Origin of the sequence: Flagellimonas lutaonensis (genome assembly GCF_000963865.1) — a bacterium.
Classification (GTDB): Bacteria; Bacteroidota; Bacteroidia; order Flavobacteriales; family Flavobacteriaceae; genus Flagellimonas_A; species Flagellimonas_A lutaonensis.
The window spans coordinates 3,109,245-3,129,113 of sequence record NZ_CP011071.1 but is presented as its reverse complement, the minus strand read 5'-3'; the positions used below and the strand labels follow the sequence as shown (position 1 = coordinate 3,129,113).

General features: G+C 45.5%; 17 protein-coding genes. 7 read left to right on the top strand and 10 right to left on the bottom strand.

The genetic code is table 11. From position 1 onward, the window contains the following. The first annotated feature begins 30 nt into the window (after window positions 1-30). The gene (locus tag VC82_RS14450) at window positions 31-741 is read left to right on the top strand and encodes a DUF4197 domain-containing protein (protein ID WP_045802993.1); all 711 of its coding nucleotides are present in this window, start codon (window positions 31-33) and stop codon (window positions 739-741) included. 44 nt (window positions 742-785) lie between these two features. Here VC82_RS14450 and leuB read toward each other — a convergent pair whose 3' ends face one another. The 4 genes from leuB to leuC form a co-directional block, all read right to left on the bottom strand. Continuing rightward, entirely contained in the window at window positions 786-1,841 is a 1,056-nt protein-coding gene (gene leuB / locus VC82_RS14445) for a 3-isopropylmalate dehydrogenase (RefSeq protein ID WP_045802992.1), read from the bottom strand. Between the two features lie 116 nt (window positions 1,842-1,957). After that, the gene (locus VC82_RS14440; protein WP_045802991.1) at window positions 1,958-3,475 is read right to left on the bottom strand and encodes an alpha-isopropylmalate synthase regulatory domain-containing protein; all 1,518 of its coding nucleotides are present in this window, start codon (window positions 3,473-3,475) and stop codon (window positions 1,958-1,960) included. A 26-nt stretch (window positions 3,476-3,501) separates the two neighbouring features. Beyond that, on the bottom strand, window positions 3,502-4,098 hold the full coding sequence (gene leuD, locus VC82_RS14435; protein WP_045802990.1) for a 3-isopropylmalate dehydratase small subunit: 597 nt from the start codon (window positions 4,096-4,098) through the stop codon (window positions 3,502-3,504). Window positions 4,099-4,130: 32 nt separating this feature from the next. Beyond that, the gene (gene leuC / locus VC82_RS14430; protein ID WP_045803490.1) at window positions 4,131-5,537 is read right to left on the bottom strand and encodes a 3-isopropylmalate dehydratase large subunit; all 1,407 of its coding nucleotides are present in this window, start codon (window positions 5,535-5,537) and stop codon (window positions 4,131-4,133) included. A 319-nt stretch (window positions 5,538-5,856) separates the two neighbouring features. On the opposite strand from leuC, the gene VC82_RS15835 reads away from it, so the two are divergent. Then, the gene (locus VC82_RS15835; protein ID WP_417935061.1) at window positions 5,857-6,330 is read left to right on the top strand and encodes a DUF2911 domain-containing protein; all 474 of its coding nucleotides are present in this window, start codon (window positions 5,857-5,859) and stop codon (window positions 6,328-6,330) included. Beyond that, the gene (locus VC82_RS14425; protein WP_417935071.1) at window positions 6,320-6,967 is read left to right on the top strand and encodes a tetratricopeptide repeat protein; all 648 of its coding nucleotides are present in this window, start codon (window positions 6,320-6,322) and stop codon (window positions 6,965-6,967) included. The genes VC82_RS15835 and VC82_RS14425 overlap by 11 nt, the downstream gene beginning before the upstream one ends. 45 nt (window positions 6,968-7,012) lie before the next feature. Here VC82_RS14425 and recG read toward each other — a convergent pair whose 3' ends face one another. Then, window positions 7,013-9,157: an ATP-dependent DNA helicase RecG gene (gene recG, locus VC82_RS14420; RefSeq protein ID WP_045802989.1), complete on the bottom strand. Its 2,145-nt coding sequence runs from the start codon at window positions 9,155-9,157 to the stop codon at window positions 7,013-7,015. 46 nt (window positions 9,158-9,203) lie between these two features. On the opposite strand from recG, the gene VC82_RS14415 reads away from it, so the two are divergent. Both VC82_RS14415 and VC82_RS14410 read left to right on the top strand, forming a co-directional pair. Further along, a complete protein-coding gene (locus VC82_RS14415; protein WP_045802988.1) occupies window positions 9,204-11,273 on the top strand; it encodes a M1 family metallopeptidase in 2,070 nt (689 codons plus the stop codon). After that, window positions 11,270-12,184 (top strand): patatin-like phospholipase family protein, encoded by a 915-nt coding sequence (locus VC82_RS14410; protein WP_045802987.1) that lies wholly within the window; start codon window positions 11,270-11,272, stop codon window positions 12,182-12,184. The genes VC82_RS14415 and VC82_RS14410 overlap by 4 nt, the downstream gene beginning before the upstream one ends. A gap of 273 nt (window positions 12,185-12,457) precedes the next feature. Here the strand turns inward: VC82_RS14410 and VC82_RS14405 are convergent, their stop codons facing one another. The 4 genes from VC82_RS14405 to VC82_RS14390 all read right to left on the bottom strand — a co-directional run bounded on the left by VC82_RS14405 (window position 12,458) and on the right by VC82_RS14390 (window position 15,652). Next, window positions 12,458-12,979: a DUF7935 family protein gene (locus tag VC82_RS14405; protein WP_045802986.1), complete on the bottom strand. Its 522-nt coding sequence runs from the start codon at window positions 12,977-12,979 to the stop codon at window positions 12,458-12,460. Window positions 12,980-13,040: 61 nt separating this feature from the next. Next, the gene (locus tag VC82_RS14400; RefSeq protein WP_045802985.1) at window positions 13,041-13,808 is read right to left on the bottom strand and encodes an OmpA family protein; all 768 of its coding nucleotides are present in this window, start codon (window positions 13,806-13,808) and stop codon (window positions 13,041-13,043) included. Window positions 13,809-13,821: 13 nt separating this feature from the next. Then, window positions 13,822-15,102 (bottom strand): amidohydrolase, encoded by a 1,281-nt coding sequence (locus tag VC82_RS14395; RefSeq protein WP_045802984.1) that lies wholly within the window; start codon window positions 15,100-15,102, stop codon window positions 13,822-13,824. A gap of 10 nt (window positions 15,103-15,112) precedes the next feature. Continuing rightward, a complete protein-coding gene (locus VC82_RS14390) occupies window positions 15,113-15,652 on the bottom strand; it encodes a DsrE family protein (protein WP_045802983.1) in 540 nt (179 codons plus the stop codon). Window positions 15,653-15,776: 124 nt separating this feature from the next. On the opposite strand from VC82_RS14390, the gene VC82_RS14385 reads away from it, so the two are divergent. Both VC82_RS14385 and VC82_RS14380 read left to right on the top strand, forming a co-directional pair. Next, window positions 15,777-18,101, top strand: coding sequence for an ATP-dependent helicase (locus tag VC82_RS14385; protein WP_045803489.1), 2,325 nt, complete (start codon window positions 15,777-15,779; stop codon window positions 18,099-18,101). A 161-nt stretch (window positions 18,102-18,262) separates the two neighbouring features. Then, window positions 18,263-18,883 (top strand): L-threonylcarbamoyladenylate synthase, encoded by a 621-nt coding sequence (locus tag VC82_RS14380; RefSeq protein ID WP_045802982.1) that lies wholly within the window; start codon window positions 18,263-18,265, stop codon window positions 18,881-18,883. 53 nt (window positions 18,884-18,936) lie between these two features. On the opposite strand, the gene VC82_RS14375 is transcribed toward VC82_RS14380, so the two are convergent. Beyond that, window positions 18,937-19,809 (bottom strand): OmpA/MotB family protein, encoded by an 873-nt coding sequence (locus VC82_RS14375; RefSeq protein WP_045802981.1) that lies wholly within the window; start codon window positions 19,807-19,809, stop codon window positions 18,937-18,939. Window positions 19,810-19,869: the final 60 nt, after the last annotated feature.

The following is a 19,869-nucleotide window of genomic DNA, read 5'->3' as shown; positions in this document are numbered from 1 at the left end:
TGACCGTAACCGACTTTAATTTTTTTTGCTATGGAAGGAACCAAGGCCATTACCCTAATGTTCACATGTTTATTTTTTTTTGGTTGTGCCGAATTGCAGGATGCGGTCAAAAATATTCCGACCAATCAACCGGTTTCTGAAAGGGAAATCATACTAGGACTGAAGCAGGCTCTTGAATTTGGCGTGGTAGAAGGCGTGGCCCTATTGAACCAAGAAGATGGTTATTTCAAAGACGAGGCTGTTAAAATCTTGTTGCCCGAAGAGCTAAAAAAAGTCGATGAGGCCTTGCGAAAAATAGGTCTTGCTTCGCTCGCCGACGAAGGGCTGAAGGTTTTGAACCGAGCAGCGGAAGATGCCGTGGGTGAGGCCAAACCCATCTTTATCAATGCCATAAAGCAATTCACCATCAATGATGCCAAAGAAATTCTGGTTTCAGACAATGATTTGGCGGCCACCCAATACTTGCAGCAGAAGACAACCTACCAATTGCAGCAGGCCTTTACCCCCAAAATTCAGAACTCTTTGAACAAGGTGGGTGCCGATAAAATATGGCAAGATATCATCAACAGGTACAACACCATACCCTTGGTAAAACCGGTAAATCCAAACCTTACCCAATATGTCACAGAACAGGCCATTGCGGGACTCTTTGTAAAAGTTGGGGATAAGGAAAAGGAAATCCGTAATTCCGTTAGCGCCCGAACAACCGCTTTGTTGCAAAAAGTGTTCGCCTTACAATAGCTTGAGGGCACCCAAAAGATTTTTTCTGGTTTGATTGCCCTTTCTCAAAGGTTTTTGGCCAACCAGTCACCGACTTCAGAGGTTTTACAGGCTTTTCCACCGTCAGCCAAATCTTCTGTTACAACACCTTGGTCCAGTGATTTATTGACCACATCACGTATGGCCTGTGCCTCTTTGGCCAGACCAAAATCATCGAACATCATGGCCGCCGACAAAACTGTTGCGAGAGGGTTGGCAATGTCTTTTCCTGCAGCTTGTGGGTAAGAGCCGTGGATCGGCTCGTAAAGCGACACCTCGCTACCTAAGGAAGACGAGGGCATCAACCCCATGGAGCCCGAAATCACCGAAGCTTCATCAGTCAAGATATCACCGAATAGATTGGCCGTAATAATGACATCGTACCCTTTGGGCCATTGAATCAATCGCATGGCCACAGCGTCTACGAATTCATATGATACTTCTACCTCTGGGTATTCTTTCTCCATGGCCTGTACCGTTTCACGCCATAAACGGGAGGCTTCCAAAACATTGGCCTTGTCTACACAACAGAGCTTTTTGTTTCGTTTCATGGCCATTTCGAATCCTTTTTTTGCCAACCGCTCTATTTCAAAACGGTGATAGGTCATGGTGTCAAAAGCCGTATTGCCATGGTTTAGCCGTCCCCGTTCACCGAAATATACACCACCGGTCAATTCCCTTAGAATAATCAAATCGGTACCTTCGATACGATCCCGTTTCAAGGGAGATTTATCGATCAATGATGGAAAGGTGAAGGTAGGGCGCACATTGGCAAACAGTCCAAGTTTTTGCCGCATCTTCAACAGGCCCTGTTCAGGGCGTACCTTGGCTGAGGGGTCGTTGTCAAATTTTGGATGGCCTATGGCCCCGAACAGCACGGCATCTGCATTGGTACAAATCTGGTGTGTTTCATCAGGGTACGGCTCACCGACCGCGTCAATGGCCGCAGCACCCGTCAGGGCCGGCTTCCATTCGATTTCATGGTTGAATTTCTTTGCAACGGCATCCGATACCTTTACGGCTTGATCAATTACTTCTGGGCCGATACCGTCACCAGCTAAAAGGGCTATAGTTAGTTTCATTTAGACAATGTCTTCTTTAAAATGAGGTTTATTTTGTATTCTATTTCAATAACCTTTTGAAATGGGTTCAATCTGACCAATTTTTTGTCTTGTATCTACTATCTTTTATCTAATATCTAAATCAAGTTCAACATTTTTTCAGTAGCCTTAATGGCCGATACTGTTTGGTCAGAATCCAGTCCGCGGGTTACAAATTCTTTGTTTTTGGTCTGCCATGTGATAATCGTTTCACAAAGGGCATCAGATCTACTTCCGGGTGGAATCCGCACAGCGTAATCGGTCAACTGTGGCAACGCAATCTTTTTACGATCGTAAATTTTGTGCAATGCGTTGATAAAGGCATCGAATTGGCCATCTCCCAGGGCGTTTTCCTCATATGATCTGCCGTTTATCTCCACCATTACGGTTGTGGATGGCTTAAGCCCCTTCGAATGTGTCAACACATATGATTTAATAAAAACTTTTTGCTGGAAAGAGCCGCTGTCCAGAACATCGGAAATGATATAGGGCAGGTCATCTTTGGTAACGGTCTCCTTCTTATCGCCCAGTTCGATGATGCGTTCGGTCACCTTTTTCAACTCGTCATCGTTCAGGGTTAGCCCCAGTTCTTGTAGGTTCTTTTGAATGTTGGCCTTGCCCGACGTTTTTCCTAAGGCATACTTACGCTTTCTACCAAAACGTTCGGGCAATAAATCATTGAAGTAAAGATTCTTTTTATTGTCTCCATCTGCATGTATTCCAGCAGTTTGTGTAAAGACGTTGTCTCCAACGATAGGTTTGTTCGCCGGTATGCCGAACCCGGTAAAGGTAGAAACCAGCCGACTCACTTTGTATAGGGCTTTTTCGTTGACATCAATGGCTACGCTATCAGACAAAAAATCATTGATAACGGCCACAGCGCTGGCTAGGGGGGCATTGCCGGCGCGTTCGCCCATACCGTTCACAGTCAGGTGCAGGCCGTGGCACCCAGCCTTGACAGCTTCCATGACGTTTGAAACACTTAAATCGTAGTCGTTATGTCCATGAAAATCTATATGGCTGTCAGGGTAGCGGTCCACAATCAAACCGACGTACTCCCTGGTTTCGTTCGGGGTCAAGATACCAAGGGTATCTGGCAGCAAAATACGTTTAATGGGTTGTTGTGACAAAAAATCGAGAAACTGCAGTACATATTCTCTTGAGTTTCGCATACCATTGCTCCAATCCTCTAAGTACACATTGGTTTCAATGCCCATTTTTTGGGCCTTTGAAACTACTTGTGCTATTTCTTTGAAATGCTCCTCAGGTTTTTTTCGCAATTGATGTGTCAAATGGTTCAAAGAGCCTTTGGTCAACAAGTTTTGAACCTTAGCACCTGCCTTTTGCATCCACTTTAGGGAAGCTCCGCCGTCAACAAAAGTCAGCACTTCCACACGGTTCAAATATCCATTTTCCTTTGCCCAATCCGTTATGCTCTTAACAGCTTGGAACTCGCCTTCCGATACCCGTGCAGAGGCCACTTCTATACGGTTGACCTTTAGTTCTTCAAGCAACAGCTTTGCCAAGGTCAGTTTTTCCAATGATGAAAAGGAAACCCCAGAAGTTTGTTCGCCATCGCGAAGGGTGGTATCCATTATTTCGACAGGCCTTCTCATCTAAAGGGAGTTGTTTATGGTTGGAATTAAAAAGGTCTTTTTTCGGCAAATGCCTTTATTTCCTCCTTCATGGCAACCAAATAATCGATATCGTCATAACCGTTCAGCATATTTTCCTTCTTATAGCTGTTGATGTCAAATGTTTCATGTTCTCCAGTACTGAGGATGGTAACGGTTTGCTCTGGAAGGTTGACCTCAAACTCTGCTTTGGGGTCAGCCTCTATGGCCTTGAAAATCTTATCCAAAAAATCAGCGCTGACCTGTACGGGAAGCACTCCTATATTCAAACAGTTATTGCGAAAAATATCGGCAAAGAAGCTTGAGATAACACAGCGAAACCCATAGTCGTAAACAGCCCACGCAGCGTGCTCGCGCGAAGAGCCCGAACCAAAGTTTTTACCTCCGACCAATATTTTTCCACCATAAATTGGATTGTTCAGTACAAAATTTTCTTTTGGGGTGCCATCTGGGTGATACCGCCAATCACGAAAAAGGTTGTCTCCAAAGCCTTTGCGTTCTGTGGCCTTTAAAAACCGTGCCGGAATAATTTGATCGGTGTCCACGTTCTCAATAGGGAGCGGTACCGCTGTACTTTGTAGTATATTGAATTTATCGTAAGCCATTTTCAGATGTTAGATGTTAGACTTTTGATGGTTTAGACCAATTCAGGTTTAAGAAGTTCGCGCGGATCGGTGACCTTGCCGGTTACAGCTGTGGCCGCTGCTACCAACGGACTTGCCAAAATGGTGCGCGCACCAGGTCCCTGACGTCCTTCGAAATTTCGGTTCGAAGTACTGACCGCCAGTTTTCCCGCTGGAATCTTGTCATCGTTCATCGCCAAACAAGCTGAGCAGCCTGGCTCACGTAACGAGAACCCCGCTTCGGTCAAAATATCGAGGATTCCCTCTTCCTTGATTTTGTCTTCGACTACGTGGCTTCCTGGCACTAGCCATACCGTGATGCCGTCGGCCTTTTTTCGACCTTTTACAATGGAAGCGAATGCGCGAAAATCTTCAATACGGGCATTGGTACAGCTTCCTAGAAAAACGTAATCCACTTTTTTGCCCATCAAAGGCGCACCCTGCTCAAATCCCATATATTCCAATGACTTTTGAAAGGTGACCTCGTTTGCTTGCACATCATTGGCAGTGGGGATCTTTTGGGTGATTCCGATGCCCATGCCAGGGTTGGTGCCATAGGTAACCATAGGCTCAATCTCTTGGGCATCAAAATTGAATTCCATATCAAATTGGGCGTCTTCATCGGTCTTCAAGGTCTGCCAATACTCCATGGCTTTGTCCCAATCAGCTCCCTTGGGGGTATATTCCCTGCCCTTTATATAATCAAATGTTTTCTGGTCTGGTGCGACCATTCCACCACGCGCTCCCATTTCAATGCTCATGTTGCAAACGGTCATACGGCCTTCCATGCTCATATTTTCAAAGACCTCACCGGCATATTCGACAAAATGGCCTGTGGCACCTGAAGTGGTCAGTTTAGAAATGATGAAAAGTGCTACATCTTTCGGGGTGACCCCAAAACCGAGCTCGCCGTCAACGGTAATGCGCATTTTCTTGGGCTTTGGCTGCATGATGCACTGCGTAGAGAGTACCATCTCAACCTCAGAGGTGCCGATACCAAAGGCAATGGCCCCAAACGCCCCATGGGTAGAGGTATGTGAGTCGCCACACACAATGGTGGCACCCGGCAACGTGATGCCATTTTCAGGCCCGACCACGTGCACAATACCATTCTTTCTATGTCCGAGCCCCCAATGCTCAATATTCCACTCTGCGGTATTCTCTTGCAAGGCTTTCAATTGAATGGCAGAGAGCGGGTCTTCGACCGGCATATGCTGGTTCAATGTTGGTGTGTTATGGTCGGCCGTGGCAAAAGTGCGCTCTGGGTACAAAACCGAATTGCCCCGGTTCTTAAGCCCCAAAAATGCGACCGGACTTGTAACCTCGTGAATAAAGTGTCGGTCAATGAACAACACATCAGGTCCACCTTCTATCTTTCGAACCACATGTGAATCCCATACCTTGTCAAACAATGTTTTCATTTCCATTTCAAATTTTAGAGGGTTGACATGTTGTGTAATCGCTTGAATACCCTTTTCATGCCCTTAAAATCAAGCTTCAAACTTACGAAAGACTATAGCGGGGCTGAAATATTACCTCTGAAAATTACGATGCCCAACTCCATTTTGCACAACAACCAATGACCTTGTCAACGGGCACTGGCCCCATGTCTGCCCACGCAAGAGTACTTAGTTTAACAAAAAGGCAAAACGGATTAACACTATGGTAACGAAAATGGCGGGAGTACATCAGTATTTTCGAAAAAACCTAATTTATTCATTAACAGCAAACAACAAACCAATGAAAAGAAGCTACACTAAAATTTCCATGCTGCTGCTGCTCGCGGTCTTTTGTTTTTCAACAGAAGCTCTAGCGCAACTCGACCTGCCCAGAGGGAGTCAAAAAGCCAAGGTATCTCAACGCATAGGTATTACCGATATTACGATTGTCTATTCACGACCGAGTGTGAACGATCGTGAAATTTGGGGAAACCTAGTGCCGTATGGCATGAACAATCTTGGATTTGGAACCGCTACAGAATCGCCTTGGCGGGCCGGTGCCAATGAGAACACCATTTTTAAGACAACTGACGATATCAAAGTCGAAGGAAAAGATTTGCCCGCCGGTAAATACGGACTCCATATGATTATGAATGAAGACAACACGGCAACCGTTATTTTTTCAAAGAACCACGGCGCTTGGGGGCAGCTTTTTTTACGACCCTGCCGAAGATGCGCTTCGGGTCGATGTCACCACCAAAGAAATACCCCATAAAGAACAGTTACAATTTGAATTCAATGAAGTGGATGCAACTTCGGCCGTGGCCTCTTTGAATTGGGAAAAGAAGCAGGTTCCGTTTAAGATCGAGGTGCCAGTCACCGACATTGTATTGGCTGACATTCGTCAAAAATTGCAGGCACAGCCCGGTTTCAATCGCCAGACTTGGGAGCAGGCCGCCAACTTCGCCCTCAACAACGGAGGCGACCTCGATGAAGCGCTGCAATGGATAGATGCGGCCATTGCAGGTCAGTTCTTCAGTCAAAAAACATTCAACAATTTGAGCATTAAAGCACAAATTCTGGCCAAGCAGGGCAAGACTGCCGAGGCAGAAGCATTGATGGAAGAAGCCCTGCCTCTGGGCACGGTATTTCAGGTACATGGCTATGGGCGCCAGCTGATCGCGCAGGGGCAAACCGATAAGGCCATGGAGGTCTTTCAATGGAATGCCAAAAACCATAAGAATACTTGGCCGGTTCACTACGGGCTCGCAAGGGCCTATTCTGCCAAAGGTGACCATAAATCAACTTTGAAGCACTTAAAGATTGCTTTGCAAAATGCGCCCGCACAGGCAAATCGAGACAGGGTTCAAGCCAACATTGAAAAAGCAGAAAAGGGCGAGAGCATCAACTAACCTTCATTTTACCTAGCCTATAAACGCCCGGCAATGCTGGGCGTTTTAACTTATATACCCCCAAATCGCCTTGTCCTTTACCATTTTTGCATAGTGCTTTCGAACCGGTAAATGTTCAGGCTTTTCCATTTTAGGATCTTCTTTTAGCAACCGAAGGGCATGGTGGCGGGCGGTTTTAAGGATTTGGTTGTCTTTGACAATGTCAGCGATTTTCAGGTTTAGCAATCCGCTTTGTTGGGTGCCCATCAAGTCGCCTGGGCCACGCAGTTTCAAATCGACCTCGGCAATCTCAAAACCGTCGTTGGTGCGTACCATGGTCTGTAAACGTGTACGGGCATCATCTGAAAGTTTGTTGCCTGTCATTAAAACACAATAGCTCTGTTCGGCCCCACGGCCGACACGGCCACGTAACTGGTGCAATTGTGAAAGCCCGAACCGTTCGGCGCTTTCAATGACCATGACCGAGGCGTTGGGTACATTGACGCCCACCTCAATAACCGTGGTGGCCACCATTAGCTGTGTCTCGCCCTTTACAAAACGGGTCATCTCATAATCCTTATCCTCAGCTTTCATGCGCCCATGCACAATCGAGATTTGATAATCAGGCATTGGAAACTCACGAGAGATGCTTTCGTATCCATCCATCAAGTCTTTATAATCCAAAGCCTCTGATTCTTGAATCAAGGGATATACGATATAGACCTGTCTTCCCTTTTTAATTTCCTCCCTCAGAAAATGGAAGACCTTTAATCGGTTTGAGTCATATCGGTGTACGGTCTTTATTGGCTTTCTACCGGGTGGTAGCTCATCTATTATTGAAATGTCCAAATCACCGTAAAGGCTCATTGCCAATGTTCGTGGAATAGGGGTTGCCGTCATGACCAGAATGTGGGGTGGAACAGCCCCCCCAACCTCCCCTTTATCAGGGCTTGGGTGGGAAGCTCCTTTTTTCCATAACTTCGAACGCTGCGCGACACCAAAGCGATGTTGTTCATCAACAATTGCCAGACCAAGGCTTTTGAAGCGCACCTTTTCTTCCAGAACGGCATGGGTGCCCACCAGAATGTCCAGAGAGCCATTTTCAAGCCGCTCGTGTATGGTTTTGCGAGTCGATTTCTTGGTAGAGCCGGTCAGCAATTCGATGGAGACATCCATTTTGCCCAACAGCTCTTTAAGTCCGTTGTAGTGTTGGTTGGCTAGAATTTCGGTGGGTGCCATAAGGCAGGTCTGAAAGCCATTATCAATGGCGAGCAACATGCTCATCAGTGCCACAATGGTCTTGCCCGATCCCACATCACCCTGAAGCAACCGGTTCATTTGGGCATTGCTGCCAAGATCGGCGCGAATTTCTTTGATAACCCTTTTTTGGGCCTTGGTCAGTTCAAACGGCAGGTGCTCGCTAAAAAAGGTATTGAACAGATGGCCCACTTTTTCAAATGGGAATCCCTTTATTTTCTGTTTTCGGATAATTTTTTTTGATATAAGCTGCAACTGTACAAAAAATAGTTCTTCAAACTTGAGGCGAAACTTTGCCTTGGCCAATGATTCCTGGTCTTTGGGAAAGTGTATGTGCAACAAGGCCTCAGATTTCGGAAGTAACTGCAGCTCCTGCAAAATAATGGAAGGGAGGGTTTCTTCAAACTGCCCCCTGGATTCGAGCAACAATTGTTGTTGTAACTTACTGATTACCCTATTGGTAATGCCTTTGGCTGCCAGTTTCTCTGTAGAGGGATAAATGGGCTGCATGGCTATTTTCAACCCTCTTTCATGATTTTTTAGAAGTTCCATTTCAGGATGAGGCATTGAAAAGATATTGCCAAAACGGTTCACCCGCCCAAACACTACATAGGGCTCGTTTATTTTGATGTTCTCACGAATCCATTTGTAGCCTCTGAACCAAACCAGTTCCATTTTGCCCGTATCATCAGCAAAAGTGGCCACCAACCGTTTTCCCCTTTTCTGTTCAACCGTTTTAAGATGTACAATTTTGCCAACTATCTGTACATCGGCACCGCTATCTTTCAATTGGTTGATTTTGTAGTATTGGGTCTTATCGAGATAGCGGTTTGGGTAGAGCTGTAGCAGGTCGCCGTAGGTATGAACGCCCAATTCGCTCTTTAGGGTCTCGGCTCGATTGGGCCCGACACCCTTGAGATAGGCGATAGGGGTTTGTAGAAAATTGGGGTTCATCGGACTAAATTATGTATTTTGGATTGACTTTTGCTGCCCTTCTAACATGAGACGATGCTGCCTGCTCTTTATTTTGGTTTCTTTGATGTCTTACGGACAAAACCCGGCCCGTGTGGATTTCACCTCTGCGACCGTCTCAATTCATCCGGATCCCATCGAAAAATCCATTAAGGGAAGCGTGGTCTATACCTTCGAAGTGTTGCACAAAACCGATTCTGTTTACCTAGACGCCATCGACACCCATTTCAACAAAATCATGGTCAATGGCAAAGCGGCGCCCTATTCGTATAATGGCAGTAAAATAAGTGTTTTGGCACCGGCCCAATTGGGAACGCACAAATTAAAAATCGACTACGAAGTCCGACCCAAGCAGACTGTTTATTTCTTGGGGTGGGATGATGAAATTGAAGGCAACGAACAGATATGGACCCAAGGCCAGGGCAAATACACCAGTCATTGGCTGCCCAGCTTTGATGATATGACTGAAAAGCTTGAAGTGGATTTAAGTATTGTCGCAGATATGGGGCTTCAGGTTTTGGCCAACGGAAGCTTGAAATCTTTGGATACCGTTAATGAATACCATCGGAGATGGCATTATGATATGACAAACCCCATGAGCAGCTATCTCGCCGCTTTTGTCATCGGTGATTTTGATAAAAAAACCATCAAATCAAATTCTGGCATTCCGATCGAGCTGTACTATGAGCCCAAAGACAGCACAAAAGTGGAACCGAGCTATCGGTATACCAAAGAAATCTTCGATTTTTTAGAGGCTGAAATTGGAGTGCCCTATCCGTGGCAAAATTATAAGCAGGTACCGGTACATGATTTTCTCTATGCAGGAATGGAGAATACCACCCTGACAATTTTTTCGAATACGTATGTCATCGATTCCACCGCATTTATCGATAAAAACTATGTGAATGTCAATGCCCATGAGCTGGCCCACCAATGGTTTGGCAATCTGGTCACTGAAACAAGCGGAAAGTACCATTGGCTGCACGAAGGCTTTGCGACGTATTATGCGTATTTGGCAGAAAAAGAAATTTTTGGGGAAGACTATTTCTATTGGCACCTGTTGGACAAGGCCAAAATCTTGTACACGTTATCTGAAAATGGCGATGGAGAGGCATTGACAAATCCCAATGCGAACAGCCTGACCTTCTACGAAAAGGGCGCTTGGGCTTTGGTGATGCTGCGCCAGCTGGTAGGGGAAAAGGCATTTAAAAGCGGTGTTGCGAACTATCTAAGAAAATATAGTTTTAAAAACGTGACCATTGCCGATTTTTTGGCCGAAATGGAAACGGCCAGTGGCAAAGACCTCTCCAGCTTTCAGGAAGAATGGCTGGAAAATGAAGAATTTCCCTGGGAAGCCACCAAAACATACTTGATAAAACACAGACATGGCATCAAAACATATTTCCAGTTAAACGATGCCGATGAAGAGACCATAAAAAACATGAAATGGTACCATAGTGGCGCCTCAGACGAGTTGAAAAGACAGCTTATTTTAATGTATGGCGAAAAGATTCCCGTTCCCGACTTGAAAACAATCCTGACCAACGAAAAAGACTTGAAAACCAGACAAGCTGTGGCACAGGTGGTCGAAAAGATTCCCTTCGAACTGAAGGAAGCTTTTGAATCGCTTCTTAAAGATGAAAGCTATATGACCCAAGAACTGGCACTGTTCAAGTTGTGGTCGAACTTTCCGTCCGAAAGAAAAAAGTATTTAGACAAAACACAGGGTTTGATAGGGCTTCCGAATAAGAACATCCGCCTATTGTGGTTGACCCTGGCCTTGGTGACCCCAGATGTTTCGCCTAAGAATAAGCAAGTGTATTTTCATGAACTGAACGGCTACACCGCACCACACCATCATTTTGAAGTGCGCCAAATGGCCTTTCAATATCTATTCAGCATCAATGCACTTAAGGATACGGCCCTGGTAAACCTAATCGATGCAACCAATCACCACGTATGGCAGTTCAAAAAGTTTTCAAGAAATTTAGTGGGAAAACTTATGGCAGACCAACAGATGTCACAGCGTTTAAAAGAGGTGTACAAAACACTTTCAAAGGAAATGAGAACAATTTTTGACGAGCTTACCAAAAAATGAGGGCATTGGTCATATCAGGTGGGGGTAGCAAAGGGGCCTTCGCAGGGGGGGTGGCCCAGTTTTTGATCGAAGAGGCCAGGCATCGGTACGATCTCTTCGTGGGAACCTCAACGGGGAGCCTTTTAATTTCACATCTTGCCCTCAACAAGATCGACAAAATCAAGGAAATTTATTCTTCCGTCGATCAAGATAGCATTTTCAGTAGCTGCCCCTTTGTAATCAAGCGAAAACACGGCCAAGAAATGATTGCCATCAACCATTGGAACGTACTCAGAAACTTCATGAAAGGCAGTAAAACCTTTGGTGAAAGTGAAAACCTCAGAGAACTGATACGGCGTAGCATCACTCCTGAAGAATTCAACTTGCTCAAGAACAGTACCACAGATGTGGTGGTAACCGTATCAAACCTTTCGTTGAACCAAGTGGAATATAAATCCATTAACGACTGCACATACGACGATTATTGCGACTGGATTTGGATATCATCGAATTACACACCCTTTATGAGCTTGGTCAGAAAAAACGGCTGTGAATATGCTGATGGCGGACTGGGGAGCCTTGTGCCCATAGAGGAGGCGATCAAAAGAGGGGCCACCGAGGTAGATGTGATCGTGCTGCACACAGAGGTGAATTACCTGAACCGTATGCCCTCGCGTAATCCGTTTGAACTGATTACCACCATTTTTGCATTCATGCTCGACCGAATTGAGCACCAAAATGTCAGAATCGGTAAAATGACGGCCAACCAGCACAATGCCATCATCAATTTCTACTATACCCCAACGGTATTGACCACTAACTCATTGATTTTTAACAAAGAACGTATGACGCTCTGGTGGAAAAAAGGTTACTTATACGCAAAAAATAAAAATGACGAAACCAATCCGATTGAGCCGTATATCCAAGAATGAAAAAACACATTGTTTTTTGTGTTTAAAGTTTAGGGTAAATATTCATAAATAGGAAAATATTGGATGGTTTAAGCCCTTGGATTCAAAAATCAGCTTTTAAATAGATCCTTTTTAGAAGAAGCATTGTTATTGAAGGAAAAGTTTCGGTGAAACAACGGAATTAGAAAAATCTTCCTTGCCATGATTGCCTTTATCATTCTCTACAGGCTAAAGATGCAATGTTGGAAGAAACAATCCGATGTAAACTTTTAAACACATAAACAACTAAACTTATTATCCCCAAAGATCGCTGACCTCTTTTTTGATATAGGAAAGGGCAGTGGTCGAAGGCGATTGTTTTTCCATGGTCTGGTTGAGAATGTCTTCTCGAAGTCTATCGGCCGAATCGGCCTCGCTCATGGCCGCAGAACGAATAATTTGGATGGTGGCACTCTTGGCGGCCTTGATGATGTTCCAGCACTCATCACTCATGTAGATTTGCTGCGAGAGGTTGTGCTCAAACTCGTTCTCTATCTGTTTGACCAACAGGTTTTCATACTTTGACTTGTCTTGCCCTTGGGGCGATACACGCACCACCAGATTATTGATTGCGATGCGCTCCAAGAAGAGGGCCATTCGCTCATAGGCCTGCAATCGTATGGGAAGAGCTTGTTTTGATGTTTCTTTATGCAAAAGAAATCTTCGTCGGCCTTCTTCGTTTCTGGTATGCAAACGGAAAAAGTAAAATGCCACGGCCCCGGTTACCACGGCGGGCAATAGAAATGCAAAAAGTTGTAGGATTTGGTCTCCTGTCATGTTAGGATGGTTTGATTCTTTTTGTACAACGCACTATTTTCATAAAAAGTATGGCCTACCTTTAGTTAAGGCTTTCCTTTACTTTTTTATAGAAATCTTCGTGGTCAGGCTCCAGTCTAATGTTGATTCCTTCCTTGAAATTACCGTCCCTCACCTCAATTTGAATACGTTCAGGCGCTACATTGTGGTTTTCTATAAGGGCACTGGCAACAGCAGTGACCTGTTGTAAGGTAAGGCCAAATTCGCCGGTAATGTTGAGCCCTTGTACCACAACCTTGCGGTCGGGGGCCAGATTTAAGAATTGTGCTATCCGATTTAACCATTCACCGCTTTCTGGGGCAAGGGTTGTGGCCGTGTCACTTCCGAAAAGCGAAGCGAGACTATTACCAATAACCACAGTTCCGTTACCGGTGCCTAGTTTGGCATCTTCCCCCAAGGTCTGCTTCCCCTTGGTGATCAATGCAATGGCCGACGAATCATTCGATGAAAAGGTATTGGTTATTAACTTCATCTGTTGCTCTTTTTCTTTAAGACTGGCCAAGGCCTTATTTACCGTCTCGGAGTTCTTACTTGATATCTCTGAAAAACTGTTCAGGTTTTTCATGAGGGTGGCATTGGCTTCACGAAGGCTTTCATTCTGGTTTTGAAGCGTTTTTGCCTGGGCTTCGTTCGCAGAGGCGATACGTTGGTATTTTGCAAGGGAATCTTCGACCATGCGAAGCTTTGTCCTTAGCGTATCAATTTCAGCCAACAGTTCGCTCTTTCGCTGGGCCTGCAGTGTAGAGAGCATTAGAACATTCATTAGCACAAGAAGGGTAATTTTTTTCATACACTTATATTTTTTACTGTCCATTCTCTAAATAATCCAACGCCAGTTCGGTCATGGCCTTCACTCCCAAAACCAGTCCGCTATCATCAATCAAGAAATCGGGGGTGTGGTGGGGGTAGGGGTTCTCGTTTCCGGGCGTCATTCCTCCCAAAAAGAAAAAGAAACCGGGCACTTCCCTTTGAAAATAAGAAAAATCCTCTGCCCCGGTAATGGCGTTCTGCGTGACCACATTATCCGTACCGGCCACCCGTTGCAAAGTGGGCAGCATCTGGGTAACCAGATCAGGGTCATTGTAGGTAATATCGGTGTTATCTTGAATGTCGATGGTCGCTTCGCCTCCATATGCCTTGGCAATGGTGGCCACCATTTCTTTCATCCGTCGACTTATTTTCTCTTTCATATTATAATCGAGGGTGCGAATGGTACCGCGCATTTCTGCTGATTCAGGTATGATGTTCGAACGTACACCGCTTTTGATTTTGCCAACCGTTATCACCGCGGCCTCGTTGGTAAGGTCCATCTCCCTGCTAATGATGGTTTGTAGCCCGTCTATGATCTTGGCACTGATCAAAATGGGATCTACGCCAGACCATGGCCTTGAGCCGTGGCTCTGTTTGCCTTTAACGTTGATGACGAAGCTCTGTGCCGCTGCCATGGCCCCACCTGATTTGTATCGAATCGTTCCCACGGGGGTCTGCGAATTGATATGGAGGCCAAAAATGGCATCAACATCAGGGTTTTTCAGCACGCCCTCTTTGATCATCAATGCGGCACCTCCCTCTTCACCCGGTGGTGGCCCTTCTTCCGCGGGCTGGAATATAAATTTTACCGTGCCGTTTATTTTATCTTTGTTCTTGCTCAATATTTCAGCTACACCCATTAAAATGGCCACATGGGTATCATGGCCGCAGGCATGCATCACACCAACCTTTTCACCCAAATACTCGCCCGTTACGTTCGATTTGAAAGGAAGGTCATTGCGTTCGGTCACCGGAAGCGCATCCATATCGGCACGCAGGGCAACCACCTTGCCCGGTCTGTTTCCCTTTAAAATGCCGACAACACCCGTATGGGCCACCCCGGTCTGCACCTCAATGCCCAATGACCGCAAATGCTTGGCAATCTTCTCGGCGGTCTTGAACTCCCGGTTGCTCAGTTCAGGATTTTGGTGGATGTCACGCCGCCATTGGATCACCTTCTCTTCAATGGCCTTGTACTCTTCTTCAAGGTTTGGGCCTTGGGCCACAAGCGACAGGCAGAATAGTGAAAAACAAAATGTTGGAAATAATCGCATGATAAATAGTTTAGAATTTAATTAACCGGTATCCGTCGTTTTGTGCTTGAATGAGGGCCGTCATGGCCGATAGGGCCAATTGAACCCCTTCTATTGCCTCTTCAATGGGTATGTTGCGCGAAAGGGATGATTGCCCACAGAAAACGAACTGCACCCCTGCATCCATCAACTGCGCAATCATTTCGGCATTCGGATTGTCGGTTCCGAACCGCTTTCGGTAGCCGGTATTTGCCAAAATATCTTTGGATGCCTTGTTGTGAACCACCAACATGACCTTCATGTTCTCTGGTTTTACACCACTTCTGGCGTGCATGTTCATAAAACGTGCAGCCGTTTCGATGCTTTTATTGAGTGTTGAGGGATCTTCGGGGCTGTTCATAATATCGAAGACTACCTTAAAATCAGTACCAATCCTTGTTTTGTAATCGGGGTGGGTAACATCCCAGACCGCACCGTAACCATTGATGATCGGTCCTGGCCTCTTTTCTTGGGCCAAAACGGCGGTCATGGGCAAAAATGTGAAGAGTAATAGGACAATATTTCTTTTCATGCCCCTAAATATATTCAAAAATGCGACGAAGTAACGAGCCTGTTTAAAAGTTATGCCCGTTCCATTTCCCGATAATCGGAAGAATGGCTAATTTCACTTGCTGGTAAGCGCAAATGCCGATAACATGAACTATCTGAACGAACTGAACGATGCACAAAAGGCACCTGTGTTGCACAAAGACGGGGCCTTGATGGTGATTGCCGGTGCGGGATCGGGAAAGACACGGGTATTGACCTATCGCATTGCCTATTTGATGCAACAAGGCGTTGACCCCTTCAATATTTTGGCATTGACCTTTACCAACAAAGCGGCACGCGAAATGAAAAAGCGAATTGCCTACATTGTGGGCGAATCGGAGGCCAAATATCTTTGGATGGGCACCTTTCACTCTATTTTTGCCCGTCTTCTCCGGTATGATGGCGATAAACTTGGTTTTCCGAGCAATTTCACTATTTACGACACGCAGGACTCACAGCGGCTCATTGCATCCATCATCAAGGAAATGGGCTTGGACAAGGACATATACAAGTACAAGCAGATACAGAACCGCATCTCGTCTTACAAAAACAGTCTGATAACGGTCAAGGCCTATTTTCAGAATCCTGAATTGATGGAGGCCGATGCCATGGCCAAGCGCCCACGATTGGGCGAAATTTACCAAAACTATGTGGAGCGTTGCTTTAAGGCTGGGGCCATGGACTTTGACGATCTGTTGCTGCGCACCAATGAACTGCTGACCCGTTTTCCAGAGGTTTTAATGAAGTACCAAGAACGGTTCAAATACATCTTGGTAGACGAGTACCAAGACACCAACCACTCGCAATATCTCATTGTGCGGGCCCTGGCCGACCGCTACCAGAACATTTGCGTGGTGGGCGATGATGCCCAGAGTATCTATTCGTTCAGAGGTGCCAACATCAGCAACATCCTCAACTTTCAACGTGATTATGACGATGTGGCCGTCTACCGTTTAGAGCAGAATTACCGCTCTACCAAAAATATTGTAAATGCCGCCAACTCCATTATCGCCAAAAACAAGAACCAATTGGAGAAAGTAGTCTGGACGGCCAATGACGAGGGCAACAAAATAAAGATACACCGAAGCCCCACAGATGCAGAAGAGGGGCGCTATGTGGCAAGCTCCATTTTTGAGAATAAAATGCAGCACCAACTCAAGAATGGTGATTTTGCGGTGCTCTACAGAACCAACTCTCAGTCGAGGGCCATCGAAGATGCGCTTCGCAAGCGTGATATTCCCTATCGTATTTACGGGGGACTTTCCTTTTACCAACGCAAGGAAATCAAAGATGTGCTCGCCTACCTTCGCCTGATCATCAATCCTAAAGACGAAGAGGCCCTGAAAAGGGTCATCAATTTCCCGGCAAGGGGTATCGGGCAAACTACCATTGATAAATTGGTGGTGGCGGCCAACCATTATGGCCGTTCGATATTTGAGGTGATGGAGAATTTAGACAAGCTCGACTTGAACATTAATTCAGGCACCAAGAACAAGCTTCGGAATTTTGTGACCATGATCAAAAGCTTTCAGATCATGAACGAACAGACCGATGCCTTTACACTTGCTGAACATGTGGCCAAAAAGTCGGGTCTTTTGATGGAGTTCAAAAAAGATGGCACGCCCGAAGGCATAGGCCGAATGGAGAATATCGAAGAGTTGCTCAATGGTATCAAAGACTTTGTGGAGGGCCAAAAAGAGCTGGCCGAGGCCAAAGGCGACCTGACAGAGTTCTTGGAAGATGTGGCGCTGGCCACCGATCTAGACAAGGATATCGGCGATGATGACCGCGTTGCGCTCATGACCATACATTTGGCCAAGGGATTGGAGTTTCCGTATGTGTATATCGTGGGAATGGAAGAAGATCTGTTTCCCTCGGCCATGAGCATGAACACGCGAAGTGAGCTCGAAGAAGAACGGAGGCTATTCTACGTAGCCTTGACCCGTGCCGAAAAACAAGCCCATCTGACCTATACCCAGAACCGTTATCGTTGGGGCAAGCTGATCGATGCCGAACCCAGTCGTTTTTTGGAAGAAATCGAAGAACAGTATGTTGAAAACCTCACTCCGATAAATGATGGATACCGTTACAAATCGATGATCAACGCCGATATTTTTGGTGAGGTCGATAAGGGCAAGTTGCGGCAGGTAAAACCTAAGAACGGAACCCCTCCAAAAGTGGTCGGACCAAATGAAAATCAGTTGAGAAGGCTAAGGAAAATAAAGCCCGAATTGTCGACACCCACAAAAAGCGATGTTGTAATCGACCCCAACCTCGCCGAAGGGGCCCTGGTGAACCACACCCGTTTTGGCAAGGGAAAAGTCCTGAAAATTGAGGGAGTGGGCAATGACAAAAAGGCCGAGATCCAGTTTGAAAAAGGCGATGTAAAAAAACTGCTTTTGCGCTTTGCCAAACTCGAGGTATTGTCATAACTTTTCTGTTACTGTGAGTTCAACATAAGTTTTTATTCAAATTGCTGATTTTTAATATTTTAAATAATCATGTCAGATTGAGCGAAGTGACATCGTTTAATATTTGATGCCATGAACATTGCCTTTTTATATTGAAAATCATATTATGTTAGACAGCAAAAATGGCCGAGTTCATCAAAATATATGAAGAGAATCCCAATCCCAAAGAAATCAAGCGGGTAGTGGAGGTACTCCGCAGGGGAGGGCTGGTCATTTACCCAACAGATACCGTGTATGGTCTGGGCTGTGATATTACCAATTCAAAAGCCTTGGAAAGAATTGCACGTATCAAAGGGGTAAAATTGGCCAAGGCCAATTGGTCGTTCATTTGTGCAGACCTGAGCAATCTATCCGACTATGTCAGACAAATCGACAATGCAACCTTTAAACTGTTAAAAAGGGCATTGCCAGGGCCGTACACCTTTATACTTCCGGGTAACAACAACCTTCCGAAAGATTTTAAAAAGAAAAAGACTGTAGGTATTCGGGTGCCCGACAACAATATTGCCAGAACCTTGGTCGAGCAGCTGGGCAATCCGATCGTGTCGACCTCGATACGGGATGAAGACGATGTAATCGAGTACACCACCGATCCAGAACTAATCTACGAGAAGTGGCAAAATTTGGTCGATGTGGTCATTGACGGGGGCTATGGCGACAATGTGGCCTCAACGGTCATTGACCTATCGGAAGGAGAACCCACTGTGCTTAGGGAAGGGAAAGGCAGTTTGGACATTCTATAAAAAAAGCGGCCCATTTTCAGGCCGCTTTTCTATCTTTTAAAAAGGTTTCAGGATTATTTTCCACCTCCGCCAATGGCAGGGTCTTTCATTCCTTCCTCGATCATGCTATAGAACTGATCCAATTTTGGAAGCACCACGATACGGGTTCTTCTGTTCTTGGCCCTGTTGTCAGCTGTTGTGTTATCCAACAATGGTACGTGTTCACCTCTACCGGCAGCAGTCATTCTCTTTGGATCTACACCAAAGTCGTTTTGAAGAATTCGTACAATTGAAGTGGCACGCTTCACACTCAAATCCCAGTTGTCTTCTAGGCATTGGGTTCTAATTGGAACATTATCAGTATGGCCTTCAACCATAAACTCAAAATCTGGCTTGTTGTTGACCACTTTGGCCACTTTGCCCAATACCTCTTTGGCAGCAGGGGTTACGTTGTAACTACCGCTTCTAAACAACAGTTTATCTGAAATGGAAACGAACACGACACCTTTTTCTACGCTTATTTCGATGTCTTCATCGTCTAAATTGCCCAGCACTCCCTTCAAGCTTTGAACAAGTGCCAAGTTCACAGAGTCTCTACGGGTAATGGCGTCTTGCAATTTTCTGATGGTCAAGTCTTTTTCACGAAGACTTTCCAACGATTTTTCCAAGTTCTCGGCACCTTTGGCCGTTAACGTTGTCAAGTTGCCCATGTTGTTGATCAACTCTTGGTTGTTGGCCTTTAAGAAGGCATTTTGGTCTTCAAGTGTCTGTAAACGTGATTCTGCGGTTGCTTTTTCTTCTAGGCAGGTGTTCAATTTTACAGTGGCCGAATTTAGCAGGTCTTGCGTTTCTTTGTGCTTGGCCTCAAGTTCGGCATACTTCTTTTGTGAAACGCACGAAGAAAGCAATAGTGCGATTCCGAGTGTTCCTAAAAACAATTTTTTCATAATGTTATCTATAAATTATTGTGGTTAATCAGTTACGTTTTTAAAATCGCCCCAAAATTA